Annotated in this window: 29 protein-coding genes; 16 read left to right on the top strand and 13 right to left on the bottom strand. The window is 69.8% G+C overall.

Annotated features, from left to right (window positions below; genetic code table 11):
• Positions 1–12: 12 nt before the first annotated feature.
• The gene (locus GBB76_RS00435; RefSeq protein WP_152301452.1) at positions 13–564 is read right to left on the bottom strand and encodes a YcgN family cysteine cluster protein; all 552 of its coding nucleotides are present in this window, start codon (positions 562–564) and stop codon (positions 13–15) included.
• A gap of 186 nt (positions 565–750) precedes the next feature.
• Here GBB76_RS00435 and GBB76_RS00430 point away from each other — a divergent pair, with 186 nt between their 5' ends.
• The 4 genes from GBB76_RS00430 (at position 751) to GBB76_RS00415 (ending at position 5,974) form a co-directional block, all read left to right on the top strand.
• Entirely contained in the window at positions 751–2,997 is a 2,247-nt protein-coding gene (locus GBB76_RS00430) for a transglycosylase domain-containing protein (protein WP_152301451.1), read from the top strand.
• A 68-nt stretch (positions 2,998–3,065) separates the two neighbouring features.
• On the top strand, positions 3,066–3,641 hold the full coding sequence (locus GBB76_RS00425; protein WP_152301450.1) for a DUF1214 domain-containing protein: 576 nt from the start codon (positions 3,066–3,068) through the stop codon (positions 3,639–3,641).
• Entirely contained in the window at positions 3,638–4,183 is a 546-nt protein-coding gene (locus tag GBB76_RS00420; RefSeq protein WP_152301449.1) for a DUF1254 domain-containing protein, read from the top strand. Before GBB76_RS00425 ends, GBB76_RS00420 begins: the two co-directional genes overlap by 4 nt.
• A gap of 348 nt (positions 4,184–4,531) precedes the next feature.
• Positions 4,532–5,974: a DUF2336 domain-containing protein gene (locus GBB76_RS00415; RefSeq protein WP_152301448.1), complete on the top strand. Its 1,443-nt coding sequence runs from the start codon at positions 4,532–4,534 to the stop codon at positions 5,972–5,974.
• Here the strand turns inward: GBB76_RS00415 and GBB76_RS00410 are convergent.
• Entirely contained in the window at positions 5,971–6,315 is a 345-nt protein-coding gene (locus GBB76_RS00410; RefSeq protein ID WP_152301447.1) for a DUF1491 family protein, read from the bottom strand. The two genes, GBB76_RS00415 and GBB76_RS00410, sit on opposite strands and share 4 nt — an antisense overlap.
• A 7-nt stretch (positions 6,316–6,322) precedes the next feature.
• Positions 6,323–6,997 carry a peptidoglycan-binding protein gene (locus tag GBB76_RS00405; RefSeq protein ID WP_152301446.1) on the bottom strand — a complete coding sequence of 225 codons (675 nt, stop codon included), beginning with the start codon at positions 6,995–6,997 and terminating at the stop codon, positions 6,323–6,325.
• 223 nt (positions 6,998–7,220) lie between these two features.
• Between GBB76_RS00405 and GBB76_RS00400 the strand changes: the two genes are divergently transcribed.
• Together GBB76_RS00400 and GBB76_RS00395 are read left to right on the top strand one after the other, a co-directional pair.
• Positions 7,221–7,718, top strand: coding sequence for a DUF5330 domain-containing protein (locus GBB76_RS00400; RefSeq protein WP_152301445.1), 498 nt, complete (start codon positions 7,221–7,223; stop codon positions 7,716–7,718).
• Between the two features lie 71 nt (positions 7,719–7,789).
• Positions 7,790–8,227 (top strand): SufE family protein, encoded by a 438-nt coding sequence (locus GBB76_RS00395; protein WP_152301444.1) that lies wholly within the window; start codon positions 7,790–7,792, stop codon positions 8,225–8,227.
• On the opposite strand, the gene GBB76_RS00390 is transcribed toward GBB76_RS00395, so the two are convergent.
• The 3 genes from GBB76_RS00390 to GBB76_RS00375 form a co-directional block, all read right to left on the bottom strand.
• Positions 8,224–8,796: a DUF6456 domain-containing protein gene (locus tag GBB76_RS00390; RefSeq protein WP_152301443.1), complete on the bottom strand. Its 573-nt coding sequence runs from the start codon at positions 8,794–8,796 to the stop codon at positions 8,224–8,226. The genes GBB76_RS00395 and GBB76_RS00390 overlap by 4 nt on opposite strands.
• Positions 8,789–9,160 (bottom strand): helix-turn-helix domain-containing protein, encoded by a 372-nt coding sequence (locus tag GBB76_RS00385; protein WP_152301442.1) that lies wholly within the window; start codon positions 9,158–9,160, stop codon positions 8,789–8,791. The genes GBB76_RS00390 and GBB76_RS00385 overlap by 8 nt, the downstream gene beginning before the upstream one ends.
• 555 nt (positions 9,161–9,715) lie before the next feature.
• Entirely contained in the window at positions 9,716–10,138 is a 423-nt protein-coding gene (locus GBB76_RS00375) for a MucR family transcriptional regulator (RefSeq protein WP_152301441.1), read from the bottom strand.
• A gap of 365 nt (positions 10,139–10,503) precedes the next feature.
• On the opposite strand from GBB76_RS00375, the gene msrB reads away from it, so the two are divergent.
• Together msrB and GBB76_RS00365 are read left to right on the top strand one after the other, a co-directional pair.
• Positions 10,504–10,923 (top strand): peptide-methionine (R)-S-oxide reductase MsrB, encoded by a 420-nt coding sequence (gene msrB / locus GBB76_RS00370; protein WP_152301440.1) that lies wholly within the window; start codon positions 10,504–10,506, stop codon positions 10,921–10,923.
• Positions 10,920–13,019, top strand: a complete 2,100-nt coding sequence (locus GBB76_RS00365) for a S9 family peptidase (protein ID WP_246668985.1) — start codon at positions 10,920–10,922, stop codon at positions 13,017–13,019. Before msrB ends, GBB76_RS00365 begins: the two co-directional genes overlap by 4 nt.
• An 80-nt stretch (positions 13,020–13,099) precedes the next feature.
• On the opposite strand, the gene GBB76_RS00360 is transcribed toward GBB76_RS00365, so the two are convergent.
• Complete coding sequence (locus tag GBB76_RS00360; protein ID WP_246668984.1) at positions 13,100–13,858, bottom strand: hypothetical protein; 759 nt, start codon at positions 13,856–13,858, stop codon at positions 13,100–13,102.
• Positions 13,859–14,240: 382 nt separating this feature from the next.
• Here GBB76_RS00360 and GBB76_RS00355 point away from each other — a divergent pair, with 382 nt between their 5' ends.
• A complete protein-coding gene (locus tag GBB76_RS00355; RefSeq protein ID WP_152301438.1) occupies positions 14,241–14,837 on the top strand; it encodes a superoxide dismutase in 597 nt (198 codons plus the stop codon).
• Between the two features lie 75 nt (positions 14,838–14,912).
• Here the strand turns inward: GBB76_RS00355 and GBB76_RS00350 are convergent, their stop codons facing one another.
• Positions 14,913–15,290, bottom strand: coding sequence for a hypothetical protein (locus GBB76_RS00350; RefSeq protein WP_152301437.1), 378 nt, complete (start codon positions 15,288–15,290; stop codon positions 14,913–14,915).
• A gap of 94 nt (positions 15,291–15,384) precedes the next feature.
• A complete protein-coding gene (locus GBB76_RS00345) occupies positions 15,385–16,371 on the bottom strand; it encodes a zinc transporter ZntB (protein ID WP_152301436.1) in 987 nt (328 codons plus the stop codon).
• Positions 16,372–16,550: 179 nt separating this feature from the next.
• On the opposite strand from GBB76_RS00345, the gene GBB76_RS00340 reads away from it, so the two are divergent.
• Positions 16,551–16,883: a hypothetical protein gene (locus tag GBB76_RS00340; protein ID WP_152301435.1), complete on the top strand. Its 333-nt coding sequence runs from the start codon at positions 16,551–16,553 to the stop codon at positions 16,881–16,883.
• 60 nt (positions 16,884–16,943) lie between these two features.
• Here the strand turns inward: GBB76_RS00340 and folK are convergent, their stop codons facing one another.
• Positions 16,944–17,495 carry a 2-amino-4-hydroxy-6-hydroxymethyldihydropteridine diphosphokinase gene (folK, locus tag GBB76_RS00335; protein WP_152301434.1) on the bottom strand — a complete coding sequence of 184 codons (552 nt, stop codon included), beginning with the start codon at positions 17,493–17,495 and terminating at the stop codon, positions 16,944–16,946.
• The gene (gene folP, locus GBB76_RS00330; RefSeq protein ID WP_152304694.1) at positions 17,485–18,327 is read right to left on the bottom strand and encodes a dihydropteroate synthase; all 843 of its coding nucleotides are present in this window, start codon (positions 18,325–18,327) and stop codon (positions 17,485–17,487) included. Before folP ends, folK begins: the two co-directional genes overlap by 11 nt.
• 163 nt (positions 18,328–18,490) lie before the next feature.
• On the opposite strand from folP, the gene GBB76_RS00325 reads away from it, so the two are divergent.
• From GBB76_RS00325 to GBB76_RS00315, 3 genes are all read left to right on the top strand, one after another.
• Positions 18,491–20,029, top strand: a complete 1,539-nt coding sequence (locus GBB76_RS00325) for a helicase HerA-like domain-containing protein (RefSeq protein ID WP_152301433.1) — start codon at positions 18,491–18,493, stop codon at positions 20,027–20,029.
• 125 nt (positions 20,030–20,154) lie between these two features.
• Positions 20,155–21,537: a dipeptidase gene (locus tag GBB76_RS00320; protein WP_152301432.1), complete on the top strand. Its 1,383-nt coding sequence runs from the start codon at positions 20,155–20,157 to the stop codon at positions 21,535–21,537.
• A gap of 5 nt (positions 21,538–21,542) precedes the next feature.
• Positions 21,543–22,403, top strand: a complete 861-nt coding sequence (locus GBB76_RS00315; protein ID WP_152301431.1) for a branched-chain amino acid aminotransferase — start codon at positions 21,543–21,545, stop codon at positions 22,401–22,403.
• A gap of 98 nt (positions 22,404–22,501) precedes the next feature.
• Here GBB76_RS00315 and GBB76_RS00310 read toward each other — a convergent pair whose 3' ends face one another.
• Complete coding sequence (locus GBB76_RS00310) at positions 22,502–22,705, bottom strand: CsbD family protein (protein ID WP_152301430.1); 204 nt, start codon at positions 22,703–22,705, stop codon at positions 22,502–22,504.
• A gap of 88 nt (positions 22,706–22,793) precedes the next feature.
• Between GBB76_RS00310 and meaB the strand changes: the two genes are divergently transcribed.
• The 3 genes from meaB (at position 22,794) to GBB76_RS00295 (ending at position 24,919) form a co-directional block, all read left to right on the top strand.
• Positions 22,794–23,786 carry a methylmalonyl Co-A mutase-associated GTPase MeaB gene (gene meaB, locus GBB76_RS00305; RefSeq protein WP_152301429.1) on the top strand — a complete coding sequence of 331 codons (993 nt, stop codon included), beginning with the start codon at positions 22,794–22,796 and terminating at the stop codon, positions 23,784–23,786.
• 121 nt (positions 23,787–23,907) lie between these two features.
• The gene (locus tag GBB76_RS00300; protein ID WP_152301428.1) at positions 23,908–24,294 is read left to right on the top strand and encodes a response regulator; all 387 of its coding nucleotides are present in this window, start codon (positions 23,908–23,910) and stop codon (positions 24,292–24,294) included.
• The gene (locus GBB76_RS00295) at positions 24,284–24,919 is read left to right on the top strand and encodes a peptidase C15 (RefSeq protein WP_246668982.1); all 636 of its coding nucleotides are present in this window, start codon (positions 24,284–24,286) and stop codon (positions 24,917–24,919) included. Before GBB76_RS00300 ends, GBB76_RS00295 begins: the two co-directional genes overlap by 11 nt.
• Here the strand turns inward: GBB76_RS00295 and GBB76_RS00290 are convergent.
• A complete protein-coding gene (locus GBB76_RS00290; protein WP_246668981.1) occupies positions 24,916–25,245 on the bottom strand; it encodes a cytochrome c in 330 nt (109 codons plus the stop codon). The genes GBB76_RS00295 and GBB76_RS00290 overlap by 4 nt on opposite strands.
• Positions 25,246–25,255 lie beyond the last annotated feature (10 nt).

The following is a 25,255-nucleotide window of genomic DNA, read 5'->3' as shown; positions in this document are numbered from 1 at the left end:
AGCGGCGGCCAGCTAGCGCGGCGATGTTTTGGCGGGGGCGGCCTTGAGGGGCTCCCCCGTGCGGAGTTCTTTTTTGCGCACGGCCCCGCGCGGCAGGCGCACCGGCCAGCGCACCATGTGGTCGAGATAATCCTCCAGAGGCAGTTCGTCCTCCAGCGCCGCGACCTTGCCGCGCACCGAGACGCCCGCCGCATGCACGCTTTCCGCATCGCCGGAGACCAGCGGATGCCACCAGTAGAGGTCGCGCCCCTCGGCCACCAGCCGGTAGCCGCAGGAGGGCGGCAGCCAGCCAAGCGTGCGCACCGCCTCGGGGGTGAGACGCACGCAATCGGGCACCTGCGCCTGCCGGTTGGGATAGTCGCGGCAGCGGCAGCCGAAATCGTCGAGAAGCTGGCAGCCGATATCGGTATAGGCGACGGCGTTGCTGTCCTCGTCCTGCAACTTGACGAGGCAGCAGCGCCCGCAGCCGTCGCACAGGCTCTCCCACTCGGCGGGGCTCATCTCGTCCAGCGTCTTGGTTCGCCAGAACGGCGCCGCCTCGGCGGGGGTCGAAGGGTCGGGCATCGGCAGGGGGGTTCCCGATCGCAATCGTGGAGCCGGTCCGCGCTTCACGAACCGACGATCACGGATTAGATAGCGTTGCATTCTCGCTCTGGCGAGCCTTGTTGCCGCCCTCGTCCGGCGGCAAGGGCTCGGCTATAAGAGCGAAGAGGCATCGGGCGGCAGCCCGGACGCCGCTGGAGCAACGGTTTGAACGACACGCCGAACACCGATCCGACGGAGGCCGCTCCGCCGACCGAGCCGCAGGATGCGCCCGAGGGCAAGCCGGCGCCGTCGGGGTTCGGCCGGCGCGTGCGCAATGCGCTTCTGGCCATCGATTCCTGGATCGACTCGTCGATCTACAATGGCGGCGTCGGCCTGCGCTCGACGTGGGACGGTTTCGTCGCCTTCACCGAGCGGTTCAACGTGCAGGGCCCGGCCCGCTGGGCGATCTCGCTGGGCTCGGAGGGCATGACCTGGGGCGCGGTCGGCGCCGTGCTGATGCTGGCGCTGGCCGTTCCCGCCTTCCGCGAGACCTCCGACGACTGGCTCAAGCGGGCCGAGCTTTCCGTCACCTTCCTCGACCGCTACGGCAACACCATCGGCGAGCGCGGCATCCGCCACAACGACACGGTGCCGCTGGAAGAATTCCCCGACCACCTCATCAAGGCGGTGCTGGCCACCGAGGACCGGCGCTTCTACGAGCATTTCGGCATCGACATTCCCGGCACCTTCCGCGCCGTGCTGTCGAACGCGCGCGCCGGCGGCGTGGTGCAGGGCGGTTCCTCGCTCACCCAGCAGCTCGCCAAGAACCTGTTCCTGTCGAACGAGCGCACGCTGGAGCGCAAGATCAAGGAAGCGTTCCTCGCGCTGTGGCTGGAGTTCCACCTCACCAAGAACCAGATCCTCAAGCTCTATCTGGACCGCGCCTATATGGGCGGCGGCGCCTTCGGCGTGGACGCAGCCTCGCAATACTATTTCGGCAAGTCGGCGCGCGACGTGAACCTCGCCGAGGCCGCCATGCTGGCCGGCCTGTTCAAGGCGCCCTCGCGCTTTGCCCCGCACGTCAACCTGCCGGCCGCGCGCGGGCGCGCCTCCGTCGTGCTCGACAACCTCGTCGATGCCGGCTTCATGACCGAGGGTCAGGTGTTCGGCGCCCGCCGCAACCCGGCGACCCCCATCGACCGCAAGCAGGACGACCTGCCCGAGTACTATCTCGACTTCGCCTTCGAGCAGGTGAAGCGCATCGTCGACAAGCTGCCGAAGGACTTCGCCGAGCGCTCCTTCATCGTGCGCACGGCGCTCGATCCCAACATCCAGAAGGCCGCCGACACCGCCATCCGCGACAGCCTGCGCCAGTTCGGCAAGGATTACGGCGCCAGCCAGTCGGCCATGGTGGTGATGGAGCCGAACGGCGCCGTGCGCGCCATGGTGGGCGGGCGCGACTATGGCGAGAGCCAGTTCAACCGCGCCACCGACGCGCTGCGCCAGCCCGGCTCGTCCTTCAAGCCCTATGTCTACACGGCGGCGCTGATGACCGGGCGCTACAACCCGCAGACCATCGTCGTCGACGGTCCGATCTGCATCGGCAACTGGTGCCCGCAGAATTACGGGCGCTCCTATGCCGGCTCGATCACGATGATGACCGCGCTGACCCGCTCGCTCAACACGGTGGCGGTCAAGCTCGCCGAATCCATCGGGCGCGGGCGCATCGTCGACCTCGCCCACGCCATGGGCGTGAAGAGCGAGCTCAAGATCACCCGCGCGCTGCCGCTCGGCGCGGCGGAGGTGACGGTGCTCGATCAGGCCACCGGCTACGCCGTGTTCGCCTCCGGCGGCTATTCGGTCGATCCGCACGCCGTGGTCGAGATGCGCACCCCGGCGGGCGAGCCGGTCTGGAGCTTCGCCCAGAACGGCCCCAAGCCGCATCAGGTGATTCCGCCCAACATCATCGCCATGATCAACCCGATGCTGAACAGCGTGGTCGAGAACGGCACCGGCCGGCGCGCCATGATCCCGGGCACCAAGGTGTCCGGCAAGACGGGCACCACCAACGCCTATCGCGACGCCTGGTTTGTTGGATTTACCGGTAATTACGTAGGGGCGATCTGGTTCGGCAATGACGACTACGCCTCGACCCGCCGGATGACCGGCGGGTCGCTGCCGGCGATGACGTGGCAGAAGGTGATGGCCTTCGCCCATCAGGGCATCGAGATCAAGCCGACGCCGGGGCTCGGCAACCAGCCGCCTCCCGTGCTCGACGGCGCGGCGGCGCAGGCCTCGGCCCTCCAGATCGAGGGCGTGCAGCGCCCGGTGACGTTGAGCCCGGCCGCCGCCGAGCGGTTGATGGCGCTCTCCGCCCGCCTGCGCGAGGCCGCCGCCCAGCCGGCGCGCCGCCCCACCGCCGCCGCCGACCCGGCATCGACGACCGGAATCGCCCTCACCGGAAACAACTGACCCCGCCGCGATTGACCTTGCCCCCGCTTGCGCCCATCCATGGGCCCTTCACCGGATAGCTGCCGCCCGTGCGTTCCCTGCTGCTCATCCTGACCATGGCCGTCGGCACCGCCGTCGGGCTCGGCCTCACCTGGATCTCCACGGTGGACGGCTACGGGCCCGGCCTCGTGCGCTCGGGGCCGTGGGAAACCTGGCCCAAGGCCGGCACCGAGACGGCGGACCCGTATGCGCGTGCCGCCCTCGCCCGCGCCGGCGAGCTGCCGCTCGAACTGGCGGACGGCATCGCCTTCGTCGCCACCACCGATTCGGCGGGCCGCCCGCTCGACGGCCGCTGCGACATCCGAATTTCCGGCGAACTGCCGCAGGCGCGGTTCTGGACCCTGACCGCCACCGACGGCCAGGGACGGCTGATCGAGAACGCCGCCGACCGCTCGGGCTTCACCAGCGCCGAAGTGGTGTGGAACCGCAACGGCAGCATCGACGTGGCGCTCGGCCCGCGCGCACGCGCCGGCAACTGGCTGCCGACCGGCGCCCGCGACCGCATCGCGCTTACGCTGCGCCTCTACGACACCTCGGTCGGCCTCGCCAGCCGCACCAGCGACGCGCCGCCCATGCCGGCCATCGCGACGGAGAGCTGCCCGTGAAGCGGCTGATCCTTCCCATCCTCGCCGGCATCGTGCTCGGCGGCATCGTGCATCTGGTGGCGGTGCTGATCCTGCCCTACCTCTCCGAGCAGGATGCCTATGCGCGCCTCTCGGCGGTCGGCGATCCCAACCGGGTGGCGCAGATCGACGACCCGTCCGCGCTCGGCGCCGTGCTGCCGGCGACCGATCCGGCCTTCATCTCGGCTGTCTGCCTCTACGACCTCAGCGACGGCCCGCTCAAGGTGCGCGTGCCGACCACCGAGGACTACACCTCGGTGTCGTTCTACACGCGGTTCGGGCTGCCCTTCTACGCGATCAACGACCGTTCGGCGGGGCGCAGCATCATCGAATTGGACCTGATGAACAGCAAGCAGCGCGCCGCGCTGCCGGAGGACGAGGAAGTCACCGCCGCCGACCGCCTGATCGTCGAATCGCCGAGCAATGAGGGCATCGTCCTCATCCGCGCCATGGTGCGCGAGCGGGGCGCCCGGGAGGAAGTACGGGCACGGATGGAAGCGGCGAACTGCGGCCCCGCCTTATAGCGGCTCGCGTCGTTCCCGCGTGGGGGAATCGGGCGGCGTCGGCGCGTCGGCGTGGCGCACAAGCTGCACCACGGGCAGGATGATGACCTCGCCCCAAAGCTGGCGCGAAGATCGGTCCGACGACGGGCTCGCCAGCGCGGACCTCGCACGGACGCTGCGACTCTGCGCGGGCGTCCGGCACATCGGAAACGGCACCACCGCGCCCATTGCGCTCTCCACCGCTCGGTCGACCGGATAACCGACAGTACGTGCGATTATGGTTAACGGGTTTCTAACGTTCGCCGCCTAGCTTTGGTTCCGCGCCCCCGCCCGGGAGCGCGAGTGCCAATCGCGAGCAGCCCGCCGCCCATGTCGTCCACGCCCGGCTCCGGCCCTTCCGATACGATCGATGCCGCGCGCCGTCCGCCGCAGGACACGCGCCCGGAGATGCTGCGGCTGCTGGTGCACGAGTTCCTCAAGCAGCCCATCCGCAACGAGGCCGCCGAATCGCGCTTCGTGACGCTGGCGATCCGCCTGATCGAGGCGGTGGACGTGCCGGTCGCCGCCAAGCATGTGCGCGAACTGGCGCCGCATCCGGCAGTGCCGCGCGCGCTCGCGCTCTACCTCGCAACGGCCCCGCTCTCGCTCGCCGGTCCTTTCCTGCGCCTTTCGCCGGTGCTCGGCGAGGACGACCTCGCGGGGCTGGCCGAACAGGCCGCCCCCTCCCATCTCGCCGCCATGGCGGCGAGGCGCGACGTCTCGCCGGGCCTCGCCAAGCGCATCGCCGAACTCGTCCATCGCCGCCACGAGGCCGGCGATACGCTGGATGCCGCGCCCGAATCGCCGGTAGACGACGAGGAAGCGACGCCCCCCGTCGCCGACATCGCCGCCGCGATCGAACCGGAATCCGAAGGCGCGCGCCCGGCCGAGGCCGAGATTCCCGAAGCCGAGTTTCCCGAAGCCGAGACACCCGAATCCGTCGCAACCTTCGTGGCGGAGCCGCCGGCAACGGATGTTTCCACTGCCGAGATACCCCTGGCCGAAGCGGTCGCGACGCAGCCCGTTGCGGAGACCTCGCAAGCGGTGGCCGCGCATGCCTCGGACGACACCGTGCCGACGCCCGAAGCGCCCGTGACCGAAGCCTCCTTGCCCGAAGCCCCCTTGCCCGAGACGGTGACGCAGGCGACCCTCGCCGAGGCCCAGCCCCTCGCCAAGGTCCCGCCGGAGGAACCCGCCGCCGCAGAAGCGGCTGCGCCGGCCGTCCTGCCCTCCGCCGAATTCTTCGCCGCCGGGCCGGAAGAGCGCGCCACGCTGATCGCGCGGCTCGTCACCCTGCCGCCGCTGCCGCTCGCCGAACGGTCGGCCGCACCGCCGGCGGGCTTCATCGACGCGCTGCTCGACGCCGCCCGCACCGCCGAGAACGGCGCGCTGGCGAAGATGCTGGAGCGCACGCTCGGCGTCAGCGAGGAGAGTGCCGCCCGCATCGTGGCGGACGAGACCGGCCAGTCCATGGCGGTCGCCGCCCGCGCGCTCGGCCTGTCCTTCGCCATCCTCTCGCGCGTTCTGTTCCGCCTCCACCCGGTCGCCGGGCGCTCGACGGGGGAGATGGCGCGGCTCGCCGAAATGTTCGATTCGCTCCCGCTCGCCAGCGCGCAGCATCTCGTGGCGTCGTGGCGCGGCAGCCGCCGGCCGGGCCGCGAGCGGGCCGAGGAGGCCCCCTCCATGCGCAGCTTCGCGCAGCCGCATCCGGTGGCGCAGGCGAGCGCCCAGTCGGCGCCGAAGACGTCCGAGGTTCAGCCCCGCAAGGGCTAGTCGGCCGACAGGTCGAGGAAGCAACGGCCCTCGCGGTCCTCGATCTCGACGAACCAGAGGTCGGGATCGAAGCCGATCTCGCGCGCCATGCGCGCCTCGGCGTCGCTCTCCGCGCTGCCCGCCGGCACGATCACCGAGAAGAGGCGCACGCCCGGCTCGGGCTCGGCATTAAGCGAGGGCAGAGCCGGGCCGTAGAGCGCCGCCCGGCCGTCCTGCGTCGACACCTTGACGAAGATCGCCCCCGCCTCCTCGGCGCCGCGCCGGCGCACGGCGGCGAAGGCTCCGGCGCCATTGGCACGGCGGATCAGCGCAGAGACCCAGATCGCGCTCTTCAGCCGCATGACCGGCCTACGGGATGGACAGGCCGGCGACGGCGTTGATCTCGCGCACCACACGGTCGGAGATCTGGCCCGTCACCGGCAGCCGGCGGTCACGCTCGAAACGCTGCACGGCTTCCTCGGTCGCGGCGCCGAGCCGGCCGTCGACCCGGACCGGGCCGTAGCCGAGCTGCGACAGCGCCTTCTGCACCGCCATGACGCGCGGCGACACCGGCACCTCGCCGGGCGGCAGCAGGCCGGCGGCGGGCGTATTGGTCAGGGCCACCGGCGCCGAAATGGCCGGGCTCGGCGCGGCGGCGGCGGGCCGGGGCGGGGCGGCGGGACGCGACGGCGGCAGCGGTGTCGCCACGGCCGGGGCATTGGCCAGAGCGGCGACCGGATCGGCCGGCGCCATCGCGGCGGGCGGGGCGGCCGCCGGTGCCGCAGGGGCGGGCGTCGCCGCCTGAGGGGCGGGAATGGCGCGAATGTCGGACTGCGCCGATGCCGGCGCGGCGGCGCGGGAGCCGTTCCGGCCCTGCTGGAGCGCGAAGGCATTGAACAGGACGGCGGCGCTGGCGGCGGCGGCCACGAAGACCATGAACACGTCCGACCGTCGGCGGCCGGAACGATAGGGCCGCCCGGCGACGCGCTCGCCGTCGAGGTCTATATCGTCCACCAGCAGGTCGCTCGCGTAGGATCGGGGCATGGCAGCCGAGGTCAGGATGCGAAAGGGGCCGTCGCGCAGCGTGGCGCGGGTTCGTCCGCCACAGTGCCATGAAGGGGTTTAAGCGAACCCTAAAACGGCGACGTGCTTAACGGCGGCTTTCCGCGAAAGGCCGATTTTGCGCGATTGCGACATCGGTTGCTCAACGCATCGCCGCTATTGTGGGGCATGTGAAGGGTTCCGTGGGACGACCGCGAGAAGGGTCATGTTCTTCCTGCTGCGCATCGGTTTCTGGCTGACCATCGTGTTCCTCCTGCTGCCGGCGGTGACGGGCGGGACTTCCTCGCGCACGCCGCAGGCCGGCGAGGAGCAGAAGGTCAGCGCGGTGGACGCGCTCTCCGCCGCCACCTCCGCCGTGGCGGATGCCGGCGGCTTCTGCACGCGTCAGCCGCAGGCCTGCGTCATCGGCGCCGGGCTCATCGAACTGATCAGCGAGCGCGCCGAGGCCGGGGCCCGCTTCGCGATCAGCTACATTTCCGAGCAGATCGTCGAGGAAAAGCGCAAGGCGGCGGCCCGCGCCGCCGGCCCGGCGCCCGGCGACACCCTCACCACCCACGACCTCAGCCCGGCCTGGAAGGGCCCGGGGCTGCCGGCCGTCACGATCCCGGCGAACGCGCCGGCCTATACCGGCTCGACGGGGAAGTCCGCCCCCGCCGCCGCGCCGTCCGGCGCCGTGCCGCTGCCGCCCAAGCGCCCCGCCTGAGCGGGCCAAACGCGGCGCGGCCATTGCGCTTGCGCCCTGCCCGCCCCTATATGCGGCCCCGAGAGGCGCCGATGACATCAAAGATCGACAGCATCATCGAGGACTTCGAACTCCTCGATAACTGGGACGACCGCTACCGCTACCTGATCGAGCTGGGCCGCGCGCTGCCGCCCTTCCCGGAGGCGGAGCGCACCGACGCCACCAAGGTGCAGGGCTGCGCCAGCCAGGTCTGGCTGGTGAGCGAGCCCGTTCCGGGCGCGGCGGACGGGCCGCGCCTCGGCTTTCTCGGCGATTCCGACGCCCATATCGTGCGCGGCCTCATCGCCATATTGCTGGCGCTGTATTCCGGCCGCACCGCGCGCGACATCGTGGCGGCGGATCCCGGCGCGGTGTTCGCCCGCATCGGCCTGAAGGACCATCTGACGCCGCAGCGCTCCAACGGCCTGCGCTCGATGGTCGAGCGCATTCGCAACGATGCGCAGCGGGCGCTCGCCGAAGCGGCGTCCTAGCCGCCGGCGCCGGTCTCCGCACCGTCCGGTCCCTCCGGGGCCTTCCAGGCCCGCAGGCGCCCCCGCGCCGGGCCGCGCGCCGCTTCCGCGAGCCCGTAATGGCGGGCGAGCCTGTCGAGCGCCAGCGACAGCACCACCTTGGCGGCGCGCGCCGGCCAGCCGCGCTCGCGTTCGAGCTGTTCGAGGCCCTTCAGGAAACAGCACACATCCAGCAGCAGCCCGGCGAATTCCGGCCCCGCGGCGTCGAGCGCGCGCGACAGGCGCTGGCGCGCCGCCAAAGCCGCCTCCGGCAGCGACAGCCCCGCCGGCCCGCGCCGGCCGCTGCGCGCCACCCCGCTCCAGTCGCTGGTGAGGCGCGGCGTCAGCCCGGCGCGGGTGAAGTCCGCCCGCAGCCGCTCCCCGGCGACGAACTGCGTCGCCGTCACCAGCGCGCGGCCCTCGCGGTCGCGGCGCCGGGCCAGCCAGCCGAGCGGGCTCTCCTCCATGTCCACCGCGACGAGGCTGCGCACGCCCTCGATCTCGACCTCGACGCACTCGGTCCGGCGCCGGGCCGTGCGACGCTCAACCATGCCCGCCTCCCATCGCCCGGCCGGCCTCCGCCTGCGCCGTCTCCGCCCGCGCCGTCTCCTCCAGCGCGGCGACCCGCCGGTCCCAGCCGGCGACCTCGCGGCGCTCCTCGATCCGGCGGCAGGCATGGGCGACCGTGGAGCGGTGACGGCCGAAATCGGCGGCGACCCGCGTCATCGGTAGGCCGAGACCGACATGGGCGAGATACATGGCGAGCGCCCGCGCCGACGCGCTGCGGCGGTCGAGACGGCGCGGATGCAGAACCCTGTCCAGCGGCAGCCCGGTCGCCGTGGCGGCAAGGCGGGCGGCAACGAGGCAGGCCTGCCGGCCCGCCGGGTGGGCGGCCGGAGTGCGGATCGTCGGCATGGCTTATCTCCGTGAAAGGAATTTAAGCCTAGCGCCTCGCTCACAAGCAATCAAGAACAAATCATGAACATTCAAACGACGCAGGTCGATGAACCCCAGCCCGCTGCATCGGTCATGTTGTAGGAATTTTATCCGCACCCCTGCACGGCACGCCGATACTGCCCGCGTCCATCAGCGAGGCCGTCCATGCACCTATGTCACCGGAGCCGCCGCATCCGCGTCGCCCGAAGCGAGAATCCCGAGGAGGCGATCGCCGCCCGCGTGGCGGCGCTGAGGCCCTTTCTGGGCCGGACTGGCGAGGAGCGGCAGGTCGCCCTGCGCCGTCTGCTGCGCGCGGAGCGGCGCGCCGCCGGAACCGGCATCGGCTACGACGCCATGCGCCACGCGGCCCTGCGCCGGCTGCTTGCCGAAGCGGAGCCCGCACGGTTCACGGCGCCCCGCCCCCGGCCGGCCCGTTCTCACGAAAAAGCCGCCACACGAGGTGGCGGCCCATCTTCGTCGACATCGCGATGACGGGCGGCCGGCAGCCGCTCGTCCTCGGATCGCGCCGTCCGGTCAGGCCCGCGCGGTGCGGCGGCGCTGCTGGCCGAGGCCCATCTCCTTGGCGAGCGTCGAGCGCGCCGCGGCGTAATTGGGGGCGACCATCGGGTAGTCGGCCGGCAGGCCCCACTTTTCGCGGTACTCCTCGGGGGTGAGGTTGTACTGCGTGCGCAGGTGCCGCTTGAGCGACTTGAACTTCTTGCCGTCCTCGAGGCAGATGATGTAGTCGGGCGTCACCGACCGCTTCAACGGCACCGCCGGCTTCAGCGGCTCGGCGACCGGCTCGGCCTCGCCGCTCCCCACGCGCTGAAGCGCGCCGTGAACGTCGCCGATCAGGACGGTAAGGTCATTCGCCGAGATCGCATTGTTGCTCACATAGGCGGAGACGATATCGGCGGCCAGTTCGATATAGATGTCGGCGTCCTTGGTGTCGCTCATGGCCCATTCTTCGAATTGTATCGATAAACCCTGACGCCGCGTCCTGGCGCCCGTTTGCATTCACCGAACTACGCGAAACTACGTCGCATGGACGTCTCACCATTCCGCGTTCGGATACTCTACCGTAAATAAACTTCGAAAACGGGAATAACAAGGTTTTTCGAGCCACCCTCAACGCAAATCTGCGTGCCAACCCGCAAGGGGCACGCTGTCTGTTCGTTTGCTCAAGCTCAAATGCCGGTGGAGGCTGTCTTTTCCGTCAAGGTGGCGGCATTGCCGACAGAACCAAGACTTCGTGAACGGCATCAACACTTGCCGCCGCCGGGATAGGTGATTATCTCGACGCAAACCTCAAGGAATCCGACATGAACCAGACAACCCGCCGGCCCAAGGTCGTGAAGACGGATGCGGAGTGGCGCGCCCTGCTCACGCCCGAGCAGTACCACGTCACGCGCGGCCATGGCACCGAATGCGCGTTCAGCGGGCCGCATCTGTCGCAGAAGGAGCCCGGCGTCTACAGCTGCGTGTGCTGCGGCGAGCCGCTGTTCCGCTCCAGTGCCAAGTTCGAGTCCGGCACCGGCTGGCCGAGCTTCTTCCAGCCGGTCGATGCCGAGGCGGTGAGCGAGTATCACGACCACTCCTACGGCATGCGCCGGGTCGAGGTGCGCTGCGCCACCTGCGACGCCCATCTCGGCCATGTCTTCCCGGACGGCCCGCGCCCGACCGGGCTGCGCTTCTGCATCAACGGCGTCGCCATGACCTTCAAGGCGGACGCGGCCTCGTGAGCGACGCGCCTGCCGTGACGGCCCCCGCCTATCCGCCGCTGGTCCGCAGCTTCCACGGCCAGACCCTGGTCGACCCTTACGCCTGGCTTCGCGCCGACAACTGGCGCGAGGTCATGCGCGAGCCCTCCGTGCTCGCCCCGGACATCCGCGCCTTTCTGGAAGCCGAGAACGCGGCGGCGGAGGCGTGGTTCGCCCCGCAGGCGGAACTGCGCCGCACGCTGGTGCGCGAGATGCGCGCGCGCATCAAGGAGGACGATTCCTCTGTTCCCGCGACGGACGGCCCCTTCGCCTATTTCACCCGCTATCGCGACGGCGGCCAGCACCCGCTGATCTGCCGGCGGCCGACCGGCGCCATCGCCGGCGAAGCCGTGCTGCTCGACGGCGACGCGCTCGCCCAGGGCAAGGCCTATTTCCAGTTCGGCGATGCCCGGCAGTCGCCCGACCATGCGCTCTACGCCTGGACGGCGGACGAGGCGGGCTCGGAATATTACACGCTGCGCATCCGCGACATCGCCGCCGGCACCGATCTGCCGGACATCGTGTCCGAGACCACCGGCGACGTGCTGTGGGGCGCCGACGGCGCCCATATCTACTATGTCCGCCGCGACGCCGAGCACCGGCCGAGCTTCGTCTACCGTCACGCGCTCGGCGCCGACCCGGCCTCGGACGTTCTGGTCTATGAGGAGCCGGACAAGGGCTTCTTCGTCTCGCTGGGCCGCACCCAGTCGGGCCGCTTCGGCCTCATCTCCTGCGGCGACCACGAGACCAGCGAAGTGTGGCTGCTCGACCTCCACGCGCCGCTGGCGGCTCCCCTGTGCGTCGAGCCGCGCGAGACCGGCCTGCGCTACGGCGTCGAGCACCATCCCGCGCTCGGGGGCGCGGAGAGCCTTGTCATCGAGACCAATGCGGACGGCGCCGAGGATTTCAAGATCGTCACCGCCCCGCTGGCGAGCCCCGGCCGCGCGAGCTGGCGCGATCTGGTGCCGCACAAGGCGGGCCGGCTCATCCTCTCGGTCAGCGTGCTGCGCGACCATCTGGTGCGGCTGGAGCGCGAGGACGGCCTGCCGCGCATCGTGGTGCGCGCGCTGGCCGACGGCGCCGAGCATGTGGTCGACTTCGCCGAGGAGGCCTATTCGCTCGGCTTCGATCCCGGCTACGGCTTCGACAAGACCGAGATCCGCTTCACCTATTCCTCGATGACCACCCCGTCCGAAGTGTGGGACTACGACGTCGCCAGCCGCGCCCGCGTGCTGCGCAAGCGGCAGGAAGTGCCCTCGGGCCATGACCCGAAGCGCTACGTCACCCGCCGCGTGATGGCCCCCGCGGCCGACGGCGAGTTGATCCCGGTCTCGCTGCTGTTTTCGAAGGACACCCCGCTCGACGGCACCGCGCCCTGCCTGCTCTATGGCTACGGCGCCTATGGCATCTCGATCCCGGCGGGCTTCTCGACCTCGCGCCTGTCGCTGGTCGACCGCGGCTTCGTCTACGCCATCGCCCATATACGCGGCGGCACCGAGAAGGGCTGGCGCTGGTACCGCGAGGGCAAGCTGGCGAAGAAGACCAACAGCTTCACCGACTTCATCGCGGCCGGCGACTACCTCGTGGCGCAGAAGATCGTCGCGCCGGACCGCATCGTCGCCCATGGCGGCTCGGCCGGCGGCATGCTGATGGGCGCGGTGGCCAATCTGCGCCCATCCCTGTTCGCCGGCATCGTGGCGGAAGTGCCCTTCGTCGACGTGCTCAACACCATGCTCGACGACACGCTGCCCCTCACCCCGCCGGAATGGCCGGAATGGGGCAACCCGATCGAAGACCCGGAAGCCTTCGCCGGCATCCGCGCCTATTCGCCCTACGACAATGTGGCGGCAAAGGACTATCCGGCGATCTTCGCCCTCGCCGGCCTGACCGACCCGCGCGTGACCTATTGGGAGCCGGCCAAATGGGTGGCGCGGCTGCGCGAGATGAAGACCGACGATCGCCCGCTGCTGCTGCGCACCAATATGGATGCCGGCCATGGCGGCGCCTCGGGCCGCTTCGACCGGCTGGAGGAGACGGCGCTGGTCTACGCCTTCGCGCTCGCCGTCGCCGGTCGCTGACGCGACCGCTGGACAGCGGCTTCAGACGCAAAAGGGCGCCCGCGAGGGCGCCCTTTTCTCATCTCGACCGTCGGCCGGGCTCAGCCGCGATTGTCGCCGCCGGCGACGTGGTCGCGCAGTTCCTGAAGCGAGGCGAAGCGCAGCGTGCCGTCCGGCAGGTCGGCTTCGATGGAGCCGTCCGAATAGAGCTTGTAGGCCATGCCGCCGATGGTGCCCGATTTGAGCACGGTGACATCCGGCGCGGCGGGCGGCGCCTCGGGCTCGTCGGCAAGCAGGTCGGCATCCTGCAGGAAGGCCGGCGGCGCGGCGGGCTCGGGCGTGAACTCCTCCCGTGCGCGCGGCGCCCTCGGCGCACGTGGCTCGTAGGGCTCCTCCTCGAACGCCTCGACCGGCGGCGCCTCGCGGCGCGGCGGCACGGGGGTCGCCGAACGGAAGGGCGGCAGCGGCTCGAAGTCCGGCGTTTCCGCCAGCGCCGGCTCGGGCTCGAAGACCGGCTCGTCGGCCGGCGCCTCGTCCGCGCGCTTGCGACGGAACCAGGAGGGAAGGCCGCGCTCGCCGGTCGGCTCCGGCAGCTCGTCCATCTCGGGGAAGTCCGGCGCGGCGGGTGCCTTGGGGGCCGCCCGCGAGGGCTCGGGATAGTCCGGCGCGACCGATGCGAAGCTGCCGGTTTCGACCGTGAGCACGGCCGCCCCCGCATGCGCATGGGAGGCGTCGTCCTCGTCGGCCTCGAAATGGACCGCCCCGTCGAGCTTCTCGGCTATGTCGCCCAAGACCCTCAGAATGAAGCCGAGAGCGAACAGCAGAAGTCCGCCGACAAAAGCCGTACTGCCGACCGTCATCAGAGCCGAGCCGGAAGTCGTCTCCGCGGAACCGAAGCCAATAGCCCCGAGGACGACACCGAGCGCGGCCACCGCTACGCCGATTCCGATGACAATTGCACCCATCAAGAAACTCCACCGGACCGATTCGCCGTCGATCCTTCTTCCACGAGACTTTACGTCCAGTACAGCCCTAACGAAAGCGGGGCGGTGCAAATGCGTCATACCCCGAATGGCAGGCGGGAATTCGGCGGGGAAGAAATCGGCCGCGCACGATGCTTTTGGTTGTCCGGCGCCCCATACCGACCTATCTAATCAGCGCCGAGCTTTCGCGGGCTTCTCAGCACCGGCGGAAGCAACCCTTGCCGGGGTTCGGCCGGATTTCATTTCGCGGAGACGCTCCATGTCCTTCTCGCTTCCCGATCTTCCCTATTCCTACGATGCCCTCGCCCCCTACATGTCGCGCGAGACGCTCGAGTATCACCACGACAAGCATCACCTTGCCTATGTCAACAACGGCAACAACCTGCTCAAGGGCACCGAGTGGGAAGGCAAGTCGCTGGAAGAGGTCGTCAAGGGATCCTTCGGCAAGAATGCCGGCCTCTTCAACAATGCCGGCCAGCACTACAACCACCTGCATTTCTGGCACTGGATGAAGCCGAATGGCGGCGGCGCGATCCCCGGCGAGCTTGAGAAGAAGATCGTCGAGGACCTCGGCTCGGTCGAGAAGTTCAAGGAAGACTTCATCCAGGCCGGCGTGACGCAGTTCGGCTCGGGCTGGGCCTGGCTGGCGGTCAAGGACGGCAAGCTCGTCATCGCCAAGTCCGCGAACGGCGAGAGCCCGCTGGTCACCGGCGCGACCCCGATCCTCGGCGTCGACGTGTGGGAGCACTCCTACTACATCGACTACCGCAACCGCCGCCCGGACTACCTCAAGGCGTTCGTCGAGAACCTGGTCAACTGGGACTACGTCGCCGAGCTTTATTCCAAGGCGGTCTGAGCGACACGGCCCTCTCGCCGGGCCTGACGAAATTCGGGGGCGCCGTCGCGGGTCGACGGCGCCCTTTTCTTTGCGCTACTGGCCGAAGGGCACCTCGGTGCGCGGCCCGAAGGGACGCGTCTTGGGCGGCCAGCCCTTCACGCAGTAGTCGTTCCAGAAATTGAGCTGCCACTCCGAGCGCCACTGGTAGAGCCAGTTCTGGCATTCGTCCTGGGTGCGGAAGCAGCCCTCGGCTGTCCGCCCCTCGATGAAGTCGGTGTTCCACGAGGCTTCGCGACGGCCGGTGAAGTGCCCGTACCAGAGCTTCGACGGCGGGATCGACGCCGCCATCTTGCGGCAGTCCCCGCCCGGAAAAGTGCCGGTGAACTGGTAGGCGCCCGCCGGCCCGGTTGCGGCAAGGGCGAGAAAGGTGCCGAGGGCCAGGGCCGCCCCGGCGAGAACAGCGCGTGTCATGACGCATCACCTCCGGCGGACGGGCGACAGCCGCCGGCCCGCTCGCGCTCGAATGTAGTCCCCCGCGCCGCCTGTGGAAGGGGGCGACGAAGACCTACAGCCAGCGGATCATCCGCAGCCACGCCACCAGCCCGACGCCGAGCATCGCCGCCATCACCGTGACCGCCCAGAAGCCGTTCGGATCCTGCGAGCCGGGAATGCCTTCCACGTTCATGCCCATCAGGCCGGTAATCAGCGTCAGCGGCGCGAAGATGACGGTGACGGCGGCGAGGATGAGCATGGAACGGTTCATCTGCTCGGCGCGGCGTTCCACCATCTGGTCGTAGATCACCGCCGCGCGGTCGCGCACCGAATCGAGTTCCTCGGCGAAGCGCGTCACCCGGTCGGCGGCCTCGCGCAGCCGGTTGCGGTCGCGCGGGGAGAGCCACTCGGCATCCTCCAGCGAGAAATGGTTCAGCGCCTCGCGCTGCGGGGCGATGTAGCGGCGCAGGATGATGGCGACGCGCCGGACTTCCGAGACCTTCGGGCTCAGATTGGACAGCGTGGCGCTCAGCACCTTCTCTTCCAGCTCGTCCGCCTGCTCGGCCAGCGCGGTGATCACCGTGTCCATGCGGTCGACGAGGCGCATGGAGAGGTCGGCGACGAACTCGCCCGGCGTGCGCGGCGCGCGGCCGCGCTGGATCGCGTCCTCGAAATCGCCCACCGCCGACAGGGCGCGCTTGCGCACCGAGACGATGCGGTGCGGCTCCACCCAGAAGCGCACCGAATGCATCTCGTCCGGCAGCGAATAGGGCATCAGGTTGATGCCGCGCAGGTTGAGGAAGGCGCCATTGTCGAACAGCGCGCAGCGCGGGCGGGTCTCCGCTGCCGTCAGCGACTCGACGATGGACGGGTCGATCTGGCTTTCATCGGCCAGCCAGGTCCGCCCGTGCCGGTGGTCGAGCTGCTGCAGGTTGATCCAGTGGAACCCGCCGGCCGGCGGCTGCCCGCGCTGGATCTCCTCCCAGCCGATGCGCCGCGCGCCACCGGCGCCGTCGAACGCCCAGGCGGAAATCAGGCCTTCCCTATCGTAATCGGGCACGCGGGCGCTCCTCATTTCCACAATGAACGGCGGATGAACGGAAGAACTGGAATGCGTTCAGTTTGATGAACCTTTTGCAACAGCCGGTTCAGTTTGGGGTCAGCGGCCGGAGACTAGGGTGATCTCCATCAACGGCCAATCCCGGCCGCGAGCGACTAGCAGAGTTTATCGAGGTCGTCATGATCCGCTTCCCGAAGTCCACCAAGCTCGCCGCGCTCGTCATTGCGGGCGCCACGGTCCTCGCCTCCGCCGTTCCCGCCGATGCTGGCTGGCGCGGTCGCGGCGGTCCCGGCTGGGGCGGCCCCGGCTGGGGTGGTCCGGGCCACTATTACGGCCCGCGCCGCAACAATAACGGCGCCGCCATCGCGGCCGGCATCATCGGCGGCCTCGCCGTCGGCGCTCTGGCCGCCACCGCCGCCAACAATTACCGCCCGCGCTGCTGGACCGAGACCCGGACCGTCTACAACAGCTGGGGCCAGCCCTATTATCGCGACGTCGAGGTCTGCCGCTGAAGGCAGGCGCCGGATGGAGTGCCCCAAAGGGCGGCGGAGCGATCCGTCGCCCTTCGCGCGTCAGTAGGTCACGGGCTGCGGGTCGACCTTGACGATGCCGCTGCGGTCCAGCGTCTCCAGCGCCGCGCGCACCGGCACGCCGCCGACCGCGAGGTCCGGCGCCAGCTCGGCCAGCGGAATGAGCGCGAAAGCGCGTTCCATCATGCGCGGATGCGGGATTTCGAGGTCGGGCTCGGCCACCACCTCGTCGCCATAGAGCAGGATGTCGATGTCGATCTTGCGCGGCCCGAAACGCACCTCGCGGGTGCGGTCGCGCCCGAAGGCGTGCTCGACGCCGAGCAGCATGTTGAGCAGTTCGCGCGCCGAAAGCTCGGTCTCCACCGCCACCACCATGTTGAGGTAGGGCCCCTGCGGCACCGGCCCCCAGGGCGGGGTCTCGTAGAGCGAGGAGCGGGCGACGATTCTCAGCCCCGTGCGGGCGATCAGCCCCACCGCCTTCGCCATGGTGCCGGCGCGGTCGCCGAGATTGGAGCCGAGGCACAGATAGGCCACGCGCCTCTCGACCTTGCGCGGCCGGCGGATGAAGAATTCGGGCGCCTCCTCACGCGGCATGGAGGATCGCCTCCGTCACCCGCGCCGCCTGCACATGGGCGGCGACGTCGTGCACGCGGATGATGGCGCAGCCGGCCATGATGCCGATCACGTTGGAGGCGATGGTGCCCGGCAGGCGCTCGGCCGGCGTCGTCTCGATCACCTTGCCGATCAGCGATTTGCGCGAGGTGCCGAGCAAGAGCGGGAAGCCCAGCTTGCCGAATTCGGCCAGCGAGGCGAGCACCCTGAGATTCTGCTCGAAGGTCTTGCCGAAGCCGATGCCCGGATCGAGGCTGATGCGGTCGGCGCGTATGCCCGCCCGCGCCGCGCGCTCCAGCGACTGCTCGAAGAAGGCGAGGATGTCGGCGACGATATCCACGTTCGGGTCGACGCTGGCGCGGTTGTGCATCGCCACCACGCCGGCGTCGTAGGTCGCCGCCACCCGCGCCATCTCCGGGTCGCCCATCAGCCCCCATATGTCGTTGACGATGGCCGCGCCCTTGCGCAGTGCCGCCTCGGCCACCACCGCCTTCTGTGTGTCGACGGAGATCGGCACCGGCAGGTCCGCCAGCGCCTCGATGGCGGGCAGCACGCGGCGCAGTTCCTCGTCGGGAGATACCGGCGTATGGCCGGGCCGGGTCGATTCACCGCCGATGTCGAGAATGTCCGCCCCTTCCGCGACCAGCCGGTGCGCGTTGGCGAGCGCGTCGTCGAGCGCGGCGCTGCGCCCGCCGTCGGAGAAGGAATCCGGCGTGACGTTGAGGATGCCCATCACCAGCGTGCGCCCCCCGTAGCGGAGTTCGCGGCCGCGGGCGTCGAACAGGCGTTGGGTCGGCGGCGTCAACGAGGCCATGGCGTTCCCGGCGTTGGACATGCCGGCCTCCAATCGCGCGCCTGTGCCCCGATGGCAAGCGCCGCGATGGCGGATCGACCATTTGACGTTGCGGCGCAGCTTGCCCAAATGCCCCCGCCTGCGCTCTAAAGGTGGCCGGGGAGTTCGCCCGCAGGAGACGACAATGTCCGGGGACATCGACGGCAAGATCTTCGTCGGCAAAAGCATCTCAGGCGACGGAGGCAAGCCCGAATACCTCACCCTCAGGCTGGCCAACCGCCACGGCCTCGCCACCGGCGCCACCGGCACCGGCAAGACGGTGACGCTGCAGACGCTGGCGGAAGGCTTCTCGCGCGCCGGCGTCCCGGTCTTCGCCGCCGACATCAAGGGCGACCTGTCCGGCATCGCCATGCCCGGCGAGGGGCAGGAATGGATCGTCAAGCGCTGCACCGAGATCGGCATCGACTACGAGCCGGACGAGTTCCCGGTAATCTTCTGGGACCTGTTCGGCGAGCAGGGCCATCCGGTGCGCGCCACCGTCTCGGAGATGGGGCCTCTCCTGCTGGCGCGGCTGCTGAACCTCAACGAGGTGCAGGAAGGCGTGCTCAACGTCGTCTTCCGCATCGCCGACGAGCAGGGCCTGCTGCTGCTCGACCTGAAGGACCTGCGCGCCCTGCTCGCTTTCGTGGCGGAGAACGCCTCCAAGCTCACCACCACCTATGGCAACGTCTCGCCGGCCACGGTCGGCGCCATCCAGCGTTCGCTGCTGGTGCTGGAGAACCAGGGCGCCGACAAGTTCTTCGGCGAGCCGGCGCTCAAGATTTCCGACCTGATGCGCGTCGATCCGCGCTCGGGCTACGGCACCATCTCGCTTCTGGCCGCCGACAAGCTGATGGGCGCGCCCCAGCTCTACGCTTCCTTCCTGCTCTGGCTGCTCTCCGAGCTGTTCGAGGAGCTTCCCGAGGTCGGCGACCCGGACAAGCCGAAGGTCGTGTTCTTCTTCGACGAGGCGCATCTGCTGTTCGACGAGGCGCCCAAGGCGCTGCTGCAAAAGGTCGAGCAGGTGGTGCGGCTGATCCGCTCCAAGGGCGTCGGCGTCTATTTCGTCACCCAGAACCCGCTCGACGTGCCGGAAAGCGTCCTCGCCCAGCTCGGCAACCGCGTGCAGCACGCGCTGCGCGCCTTCACCCCGCGCGACCAGAAGGCGGTGAAGGCGGCGGCCGACACCTTCCGCCCCAACCCGGCGCTCAACACCGCGCAGGTCATCACCGAGCTTGGCAAGGGCGAGGCGCTGGTCTCCATGCTGGAGGGCAACGGCACGCCCTCCATGGTGGAGCGCACGCTCATCGCCCCGCCGGCCGGGCGCGTCGGCCCGATCAGCCCGGAACTGCGCAAGGTCGCCATCGCGCAGAGCCCGGTGCGCAACGTCTATGACGAGACGCTGGACCGCGAATCCGCCTACGAGATACTGACCAAGCGCGCCGCGGACGCCGCCCCGCCCGAGGCGCCGGCGGCCCCCGCGAACACGCCGGCCCCCACCCAGGCCGGCGCGGCGGCAGGCGGCGGCTGGCTCGACGGCATTCTCGGCGGCATTCTCGGCACCCCCTCGCGCGGACGCATGAGCGTCGGCGAGCAGGTGACGCGGCAGGTCGCGCGCGAGGTCACCAACCAGGTCACAAAGGCGATCCTGCGCAACGTTCTCGGCGGCGCCCGGCGACGTTGACCGCCTCTCTTCCAGCGTCATCCCGGAACGGCCGCAGGCCGTATCCGGGATCGCTTTCCGATTTGACGATCCCGGATCTTCGCTTCGCTCCGTCCGGGATGACGACACCGACAAGGATTCCGATGATGTCCGATCTCGACCGCGTTCTCGCGCAGGTGGATGCCGATCTCGACGCCAGCCTCGAGCGTCTGTTCGCCTTCCTGCGCATTCCCTCCATCTCGACCGACCGCACCTATGCGGAGGAGTGCCGCCGCGCCGGCCAGTGGCTGACCGACGATCTCGCCACGCTCGGCCTCGACGCCAGGCTGAACGCGACCGCCGGCCACCCCATCGTCACCGGCACCTCGCATGCCGGCGCCGCGCGGCGGGTGATGTTCTACGGCCATTACGACGTGCAGCCGGTCGACCCGCTGGAGCTGTGGGAGAACCCGCCCTTCGAACCGCGCATCGTCGAAAGCGCGGAGGGCGTGAAGCGGATCGTGGCGCGCGGCTCCTCCGACGACAAGGGTCAGGTGATGACCTTCGTGGAGGCCTGCCGCGCCTATGTGAAGGTGCTCGGCAAGCTCCCCGTCGACGTCACCATCGTCGTCGAGGGCGAGGAGGAGAGCGGCTCGGCCAATATCGGCACCTTCCTCGCCTCGCATAAGGACGAGCTGAAGGCCGACCTCGCCCTCGTCTGCGACACCGGCATGTGGGACGCCCAGACCCCCGCCATCATCCTCTCGCTGCGCGGCCTGATGCATGACGAGTTCGTCGTACGCTGCGCCGACCGCGACCTGCATTCCGGCTATTATGGCGGGGCCGCCGCCAACCCGCTGCATGTGATCTCCAACATCATCGGCAGCATCCACGGCGAGGACGGGCGCATCACCATCCCCGGCTTCTATGACGGCGTGGTCGAGCCGCCGGAGCATGTGAAGGCGGCGTGGTCGCAGCTCGACCTGACGGCGGAGAACTTCCTCGGCCCCGTCGGCCTTTCCGATCCGATCGGCGAGAAGGACCGGCTGCTGATCGAGATGGTCTCCACCCGCCCGACCTTCGAGGTCAACGGCCTGTGGGGCGGCTATATCGGCGAGGGCGCCAAGACGGTCATTCCTTCCATCGCCACCGCCAAGATTTCCTGCCGCCTCGTGGCGGATCAGGATCCGGCCCATGTGCGCGACGTGGTGCGGGCCTATATCCGCTCGAAGCTGCCGGCCGACTGCACGGTCGAGTTCCTCGGCGGCGAGGGCAGCCGCGCGGTGGCCGTGGCCCATGACAATCCGCTGCTGGCCAGGGCCGCCGCCGCGCTCGGCGACGAATGGGGCGCGCCGGCCGTCACCTATGGCGAAGGCGGCTCCATCCCGATCGTCGGCCAGTTCAAGAAGGTGCTGGGGCAGGACACGCTGCTGGTCGGCTTCGCGCTCGACGACGACCGCATCCATTCGCCGAACGAGAAATACGACCTCGCCTCGTTCCACAAGGGCATACGCAGCTGGGTGCGCATCCTCGCGGCGCTGGCGGAGTAAGGGCGATGTCGCATCACTGGACCCGCACCTTCACCTATCTCGACGGCGCCTGGCACGAGGGCAACGTGCCGATCATGGGCGTGCGCACCCATGCCGCCTGGCTCGGCACCTCGGTGTTCGACGGCGCCCGCGCCTTCGAGGGCGTGACCCCCGACCTCGCGCAGCACTGCCTGCGGGTGAACCGCTCGGCGGTGGCGATGGGGCTCAAGCCGGTCGTCTCGGTCGAGAAATGGATCGAGCTGACCCATGCCGGGCTCAAGCACTTCGCCCCCGACGCGGCGCTCTACATCCGGCCGATGTACTGGGCGGAATATCCCGGCGCGCGCACCGTCGACGCCGACCCGGAATCGACCCGCTGGTGCCTCAGCCTCTACGAGGCCGGCATGCCCGATCCCGCCTACGGCACCTCGATCACCCTGTCGCGCTTCCGCCGGCCGACCATCGAATGCGCCGTCACCGACGCCAAGGCGGGCTGCCTCTATCCCAACAATGCCCGCGCGCTGGTCGAGGCGCATGCGCGCGGCTTCGACAATGCGGCCCTGTGCGACATGCTGGGCAACGTCGCCGAGCTGGCCACCGCCAATGTGTTCATCGTCAAGGACGGGGTGGCCCTGACGCCGGCCGCCAACGGCACCTTCCTCGCCGGCATCACCCGCACCCGCACGCTCGGCCTGCTGCGGCAGGGCGGCGTCGAGGTGGTCGAGGGCACGCTGACCTGGCGCGACTTCCTGGAAGCGGACGAGATTTTCTCGACCGGCAACTACTCCAAGGTCTCGCCGATCACCCGCATCGAGGAGCGCGACCTTCAGCCCGGTCCAGTCTACCGCAAGGCGCGCAAGCTCTACTGGGACTTCGCTCATTCCTGAAACGCGAAGGCCTGCCTAAACGCGAAAGCCCCGCCTGAAACGCGAAGGCCCCCGCCTGATGGCGGGGGCCCTGTTCACGGCCTCGAACGAGGCTCCGCTCACATCTTGAAGCGGTTGCTCCAGTCGTCGATCTGACGGTTGGCCTCATCCTTGGCGAGGCCGTAGCGCTCCTGGAGCACGCCCTCGAGTTCCTCCCGCTTGCCGTGCAGGCGGTCGACGTCGTCATCGGTCAGCTTGCCCCACTGCTGGCGCACCTGACCCTTGACCTGCTTCCAGTTGCCTTCAATCCGATCCCAGTTCATGGGGGTCTCCTTTGATACCAAGGTGCCTCGCCTCGTCAGGCGCCGGCTTGGCTGCTAGCATCGCCTCGACAACGCGCAGGTCCCCGATTTGATCCACGCCAACCCGCTTCCCCCGCTCGACGACCTCGTGGACGGCGTGCGCGCCGGACGCCGCGCCATGCTGGCGCGCGCCATCACCCTGATCGAATCGCGCAAGCCGGAGCACCGGGCTCTGGCCGAGCAATTGACGCAGGCGCTGCTGCCCTTCACCGGCAAGGCGCTGCGTGTCGGCATCACCGGCGTTCCCGGCGTCGGCAAATCGACCACCATCGACGCGCTCGGCACCTATCTGCTCGAACAGGGCCACCGCATCGCGGTGCTGGCGGTCGATCCTTCCTCGACGCGCACCGGCGGCTCGATCCTCGGCGACAAGACCCGCATGGCCCGGCTCTCCATGGACGAGCGCGCCTTCGTGCGCCCCTCGCCCTCGGCGGGCACACTGGGCGGGGTGGCGGCGCGCACGCGCGAGACGATGCTGCTGTGCGAGGCGGCCGGCTATGACGTCGTTCTCGTGGAAACGGTCGGCGTCGGCCAGTCCGAAACCGCTGTCTCCGACATGACCGATACGTTCCTCGTCCTGATGCTCCCCGGCGCCGGCGACGAACTGCAAGGTATCAAGAAGGGCATCATCGAACTCGCCGACATCGTCGCGGTGAACAAGGCGGACGGCGCCAACGCCCCGCGCGCCAAGGCGGCGGCGAGCGAGTACCGCGCGGCGCTGCATGTGCTCGGCGGACGCGAGGCGCACTGGACGACGCCGGTGCTCACCTATTCCGGCCTCACCGGCGCCGGCATCGCGGAGTTGTGGGCGCAGGTGCTGCTGCACCGCGAGCGGGCACGCTCCGCCGGCGCCTTCGCGGACAAGCGCAGCGCCCAGCAGGTCAAGTGGATGTGGACCCTGTTCGACGACCGGCTGCGCGCCCGCATGCGCGCGGATTTGGCGCTGCGCTCGCAGCTGCCGGACATCGAGCGCGCGGTCGCGGACGGCACGCTGTCGCCCACGCTTGGCGCCACGCGCATCGCCACCCTGTTCGGCTGGTGACCCCGCAAAAAAGCCCGATTGACCGCGATAGTGGTTTTCAATCAGATCGGGGCCGGGGGCGGCTCCGACAGGCGCCGCCGGTGGATGCCGGCAGACACCGGAAAACGGGGATGATGACGCGATGGGCGAGCCGCAGGAGCTGTCGGGCCGACGCGTCTTCGTCGTCGAGGACGAGACATTGGTGGCGGCGATGATCGAGGCCATGGTCGAGGAACTCGGCGCCGTGGTGATCGGCACCGAGACCCGCATCGCCGATGCCCTCAGCTTCATCGCCAGCCGCCACGGCGAGATCGACGTGGCGCTGCTCGACCTCAATCTGGGGGAAGGTCGCAGCTACGACATCGCGCAGGCGGTCTCCGGCCACGGCATACCGCTGGTGTTTTCCACCGGCTACACCGATGGCGCCATCGAGGACCCGTGGCGCGACCGCCCGCTGCTCAGCAAGCCGTTCCGCCTCGTCGATCTTGAAGGCGCGCTGGCGCGCGCGCTCGCCGCGCGTGGCGCCTGAGGCGCTCGCGCGGGCCGCGCCCGGCGCCCGGCCGCATATCCTCGTCACCGGCTTCGGCCGCTTCCCGGGCATGCCGTCCAATCCCTCGGCGGCGCTCGCTTTGGCACTGGCGCGCAGCCGCCGGCTCGGCGGCGCCCGCGTGGAAGCCCGCATCCTGCCGACCCTGTGGAGCGAGGCGGCCTCCTTCCCGGCCCTTCTGGACGCCGCCGCACCCGACATCGTGCTGATGCTCGGCGTTGCCGGCCGGCGACGCCATGTCTGCATCGAGCGCGTCGCCCGCAACGCCACCGGGGTTTTTCCGGACATAGCGCGCCAGCGCCCGGCCACGCGCCTTCTGGAGCCGGGCGCGCCGGCGCAGCGACGCTTCGCGGCCGCGCCGATGCCGCTGCTGCGGGCACTGCGGGAGGCCGGCCTGCCGGCGCGGCTCTCGCGCGAGGCCGGGGGCTATGTGTGCAACGCCCTGGCATGGCGCGGCTATGGCTGGGCAGCGGGGACGCGGCGCCGCGCCGTCTTCGTCCACATTCCGCGGCCGCGTCCGGGGGCCCTCTCGCGACAACGCCTCCAGCGGGGGCTGGAGGCGTTGCTCATGGCACTCGCGGCGCAGTGGCGGTCGGCAATTCCCTAGGGCGGGGGCTGCACCGTGACCTGGATCGAGGAATACCAGGCGGCGAGATTGGCCACGTCAGAATTGCTCAGGCCCTTCGCGATCACCGTCATCATCTCGTTCTCGCGCTTGCCGGAACGGAAATCCTCAAGCGCCTTGGCGAGATAAAGCTCCTGCTGGCCGGCCAGATTCGCCGCCGTCGGCATTTGCGCGATGCCGTTGGGGCCATGGCAGACGGCGCATTGGGCGGATGCCGTGGCGCGCCCCGCCTTGGCATCCTGCGCCACCGCCGGCGCGCAGATCATCACCGATGCCGCAAGGAGCGGCATGCAGATCGTCAATTTCATTGGAGGTTCC

This window comes from Ancylobacter sp. TS-1 (assembly GCF_009223885.1).
In the GTDB taxonomy this organism is placed as follows: domain Bacteria; phylum Pseudomonadota; class Alphaproteobacteria; order Rhizobiales; family Xanthobacteraceae; genus Ancylobacter.
The sequence above is the reverse complement of the archived record's forward strand: the minus strand, read 5'-3'. Positions and strand labels throughout refer to the sequence as shown.

Bases quoted from the DNA above. Each gene is read 5' to 3' on its own strand.
- GBB76_RS00435 (WP_152301452.1), bottom strand. From the start codon at position 564: ATGCCCGACCCTTCGACCCCCGCCGAGGCGGCGCCGTTCTGGCGAACC.
- GBB76_RS00415 (WP_152301448.1), top strand. From the start codon at position 4,532: ATGTCGTCCACGCCCGGCTCCGGCCCTTCCGATACGATCGATGCCGCG.
- GBB76_RS00410 (WP_152301447.1), bottom strand. From the start codon at position 6,315: ATGCGGCTGAAGAGCGCGATCTGGGTCTCTGCGCTGATCCGCCGTGCC.
- GBB76_RS00405 (WP_152301446.1), bottom strand. From the start codon at position 6,997: ATGCCCCGATCCTACGCGAGCGACCTGCTGGTGGACGATATAGACCTC.
- GBB76_RS00400 (WP_152301445.1), top strand. From the start codon at position 7,221: ATGTTCTTCCTGCTGCGCATCGGTTTCTGGCTGACCATCGTGTTCCTC.
- GBB76_RS00395 (WP_152301444.1), top strand. From the start codon at position 7,790: ATGACATCAAAGATCGACAGCATCATCGAGGACTTCGAACTCCTCGAT.
- GBB76_RS00390 (WP_152301443.1), bottom strand. From the start codon at position 8,796: ATGGTTGAGCGTCGCACGGCCCGGCGCCGGACCGAGTGCGTCGAGGTC.
- GBB76_RS00385 (WP_152301442.1), bottom strand. From the start codon at position 9,160: ATGCCGACGATCCGCACTCCGGCCGCCCACCCGGCGGGCCGGCAGGCC.
- GBB76_RS00375 (WP_152301441.1), bottom strand. From the start codon at position 10,138: ATGAGCGACACCAAGGACGCCGACATCTATATCGAACTGGCCGCCGAT.
- msrB (WP_152301440.1), top strand. From the start codon at position 10,504: ATGAACCAGACAACCCGCCGGCCCAAGGTCGTGAAGACGGATGCGGAG.
- GBB76_RS00360 (WP_246668984.1), bottom strand. From the start codon at position 13,858: ATGACGGTCGGCAGTACGGCTTTTGTCGGCGGACTTCTGCTGTTCGCT.
- GBB76_RS00355 (WP_152301438.1), top strand. From the start codon at position 14,241: ATGTCCTTCTCGCTTCCCGATCTTCCCTATTCCTACGATGCCCTCGCC.
- GBB76_RS00350 (WP_152301437.1), bottom strand. From the start codon at position 15,290: ATGACACGCGCTGTTCTCGCCGGGGCGGCCCTGGCCCTCGGCACCTTT.
- GBB76_RS00340 (WP_152301435.1), top strand. From the start codon at position 16,551: ATGATCCGCTTCCCGAAGTCCACCAAGCTCGCCGCGCTCGTCATTGCG.
- folK (WP_152301434.1), bottom strand. From the start codon at position 17,495: ATGCCGCGTGAGGAGGCGCCCGAATTCTTCATCCGCCGGCCGCGCAAG.
- folP (WP_152304694.1), bottom strand. From the start codon at position 18,327: ATGGCCTCGTTGACGCCGCCGACCCAACGCCTGTTCGACGCCCGCGGC.
- GBB76_RS00325 (WP_152301433.1), top strand. From the start codon at position 18,491: ATGTCCGGGGACATCGACGGCAAGATCTTCGTCGGCAAAAGCATCTCA.
- GBB76_RS00320 (WP_152301432.1), top strand. From the start codon at position 20,155: ATGTCCGATCTCGACCGCGTTCTCGCGCAGGTGGATGCCGATCTCGAC.
- GBB76_RS00315 (WP_152301431.1), top strand. From the start codon at position 21,543: ATGTCGCATCACTGGACCCGCACCTTCACCTATCTCGACGGCGCCTGG.
- GBB76_RS00310 (WP_152301430.1), bottom strand. From the start codon at position 22,705: ATGAACTGGGATCGGATTGAAGGCAACTGGAAGCAGGTCAAGGGTCAG.
- GBB76_RS00300 (WP_152301428.1), top strand. From the start codon at position 23,908: ATGGGCGAGCCGCAGGAGCTGTCGGGCCGACGCGTCTTCGTCGTCGAG.
- GBB76_RS00290 (WP_246668981.1), bottom strand. From the start codon at position 25,245: ATGAAATTGACGATCTGCATGCCGCTCCTTGCGGCATCGGTGATGATC.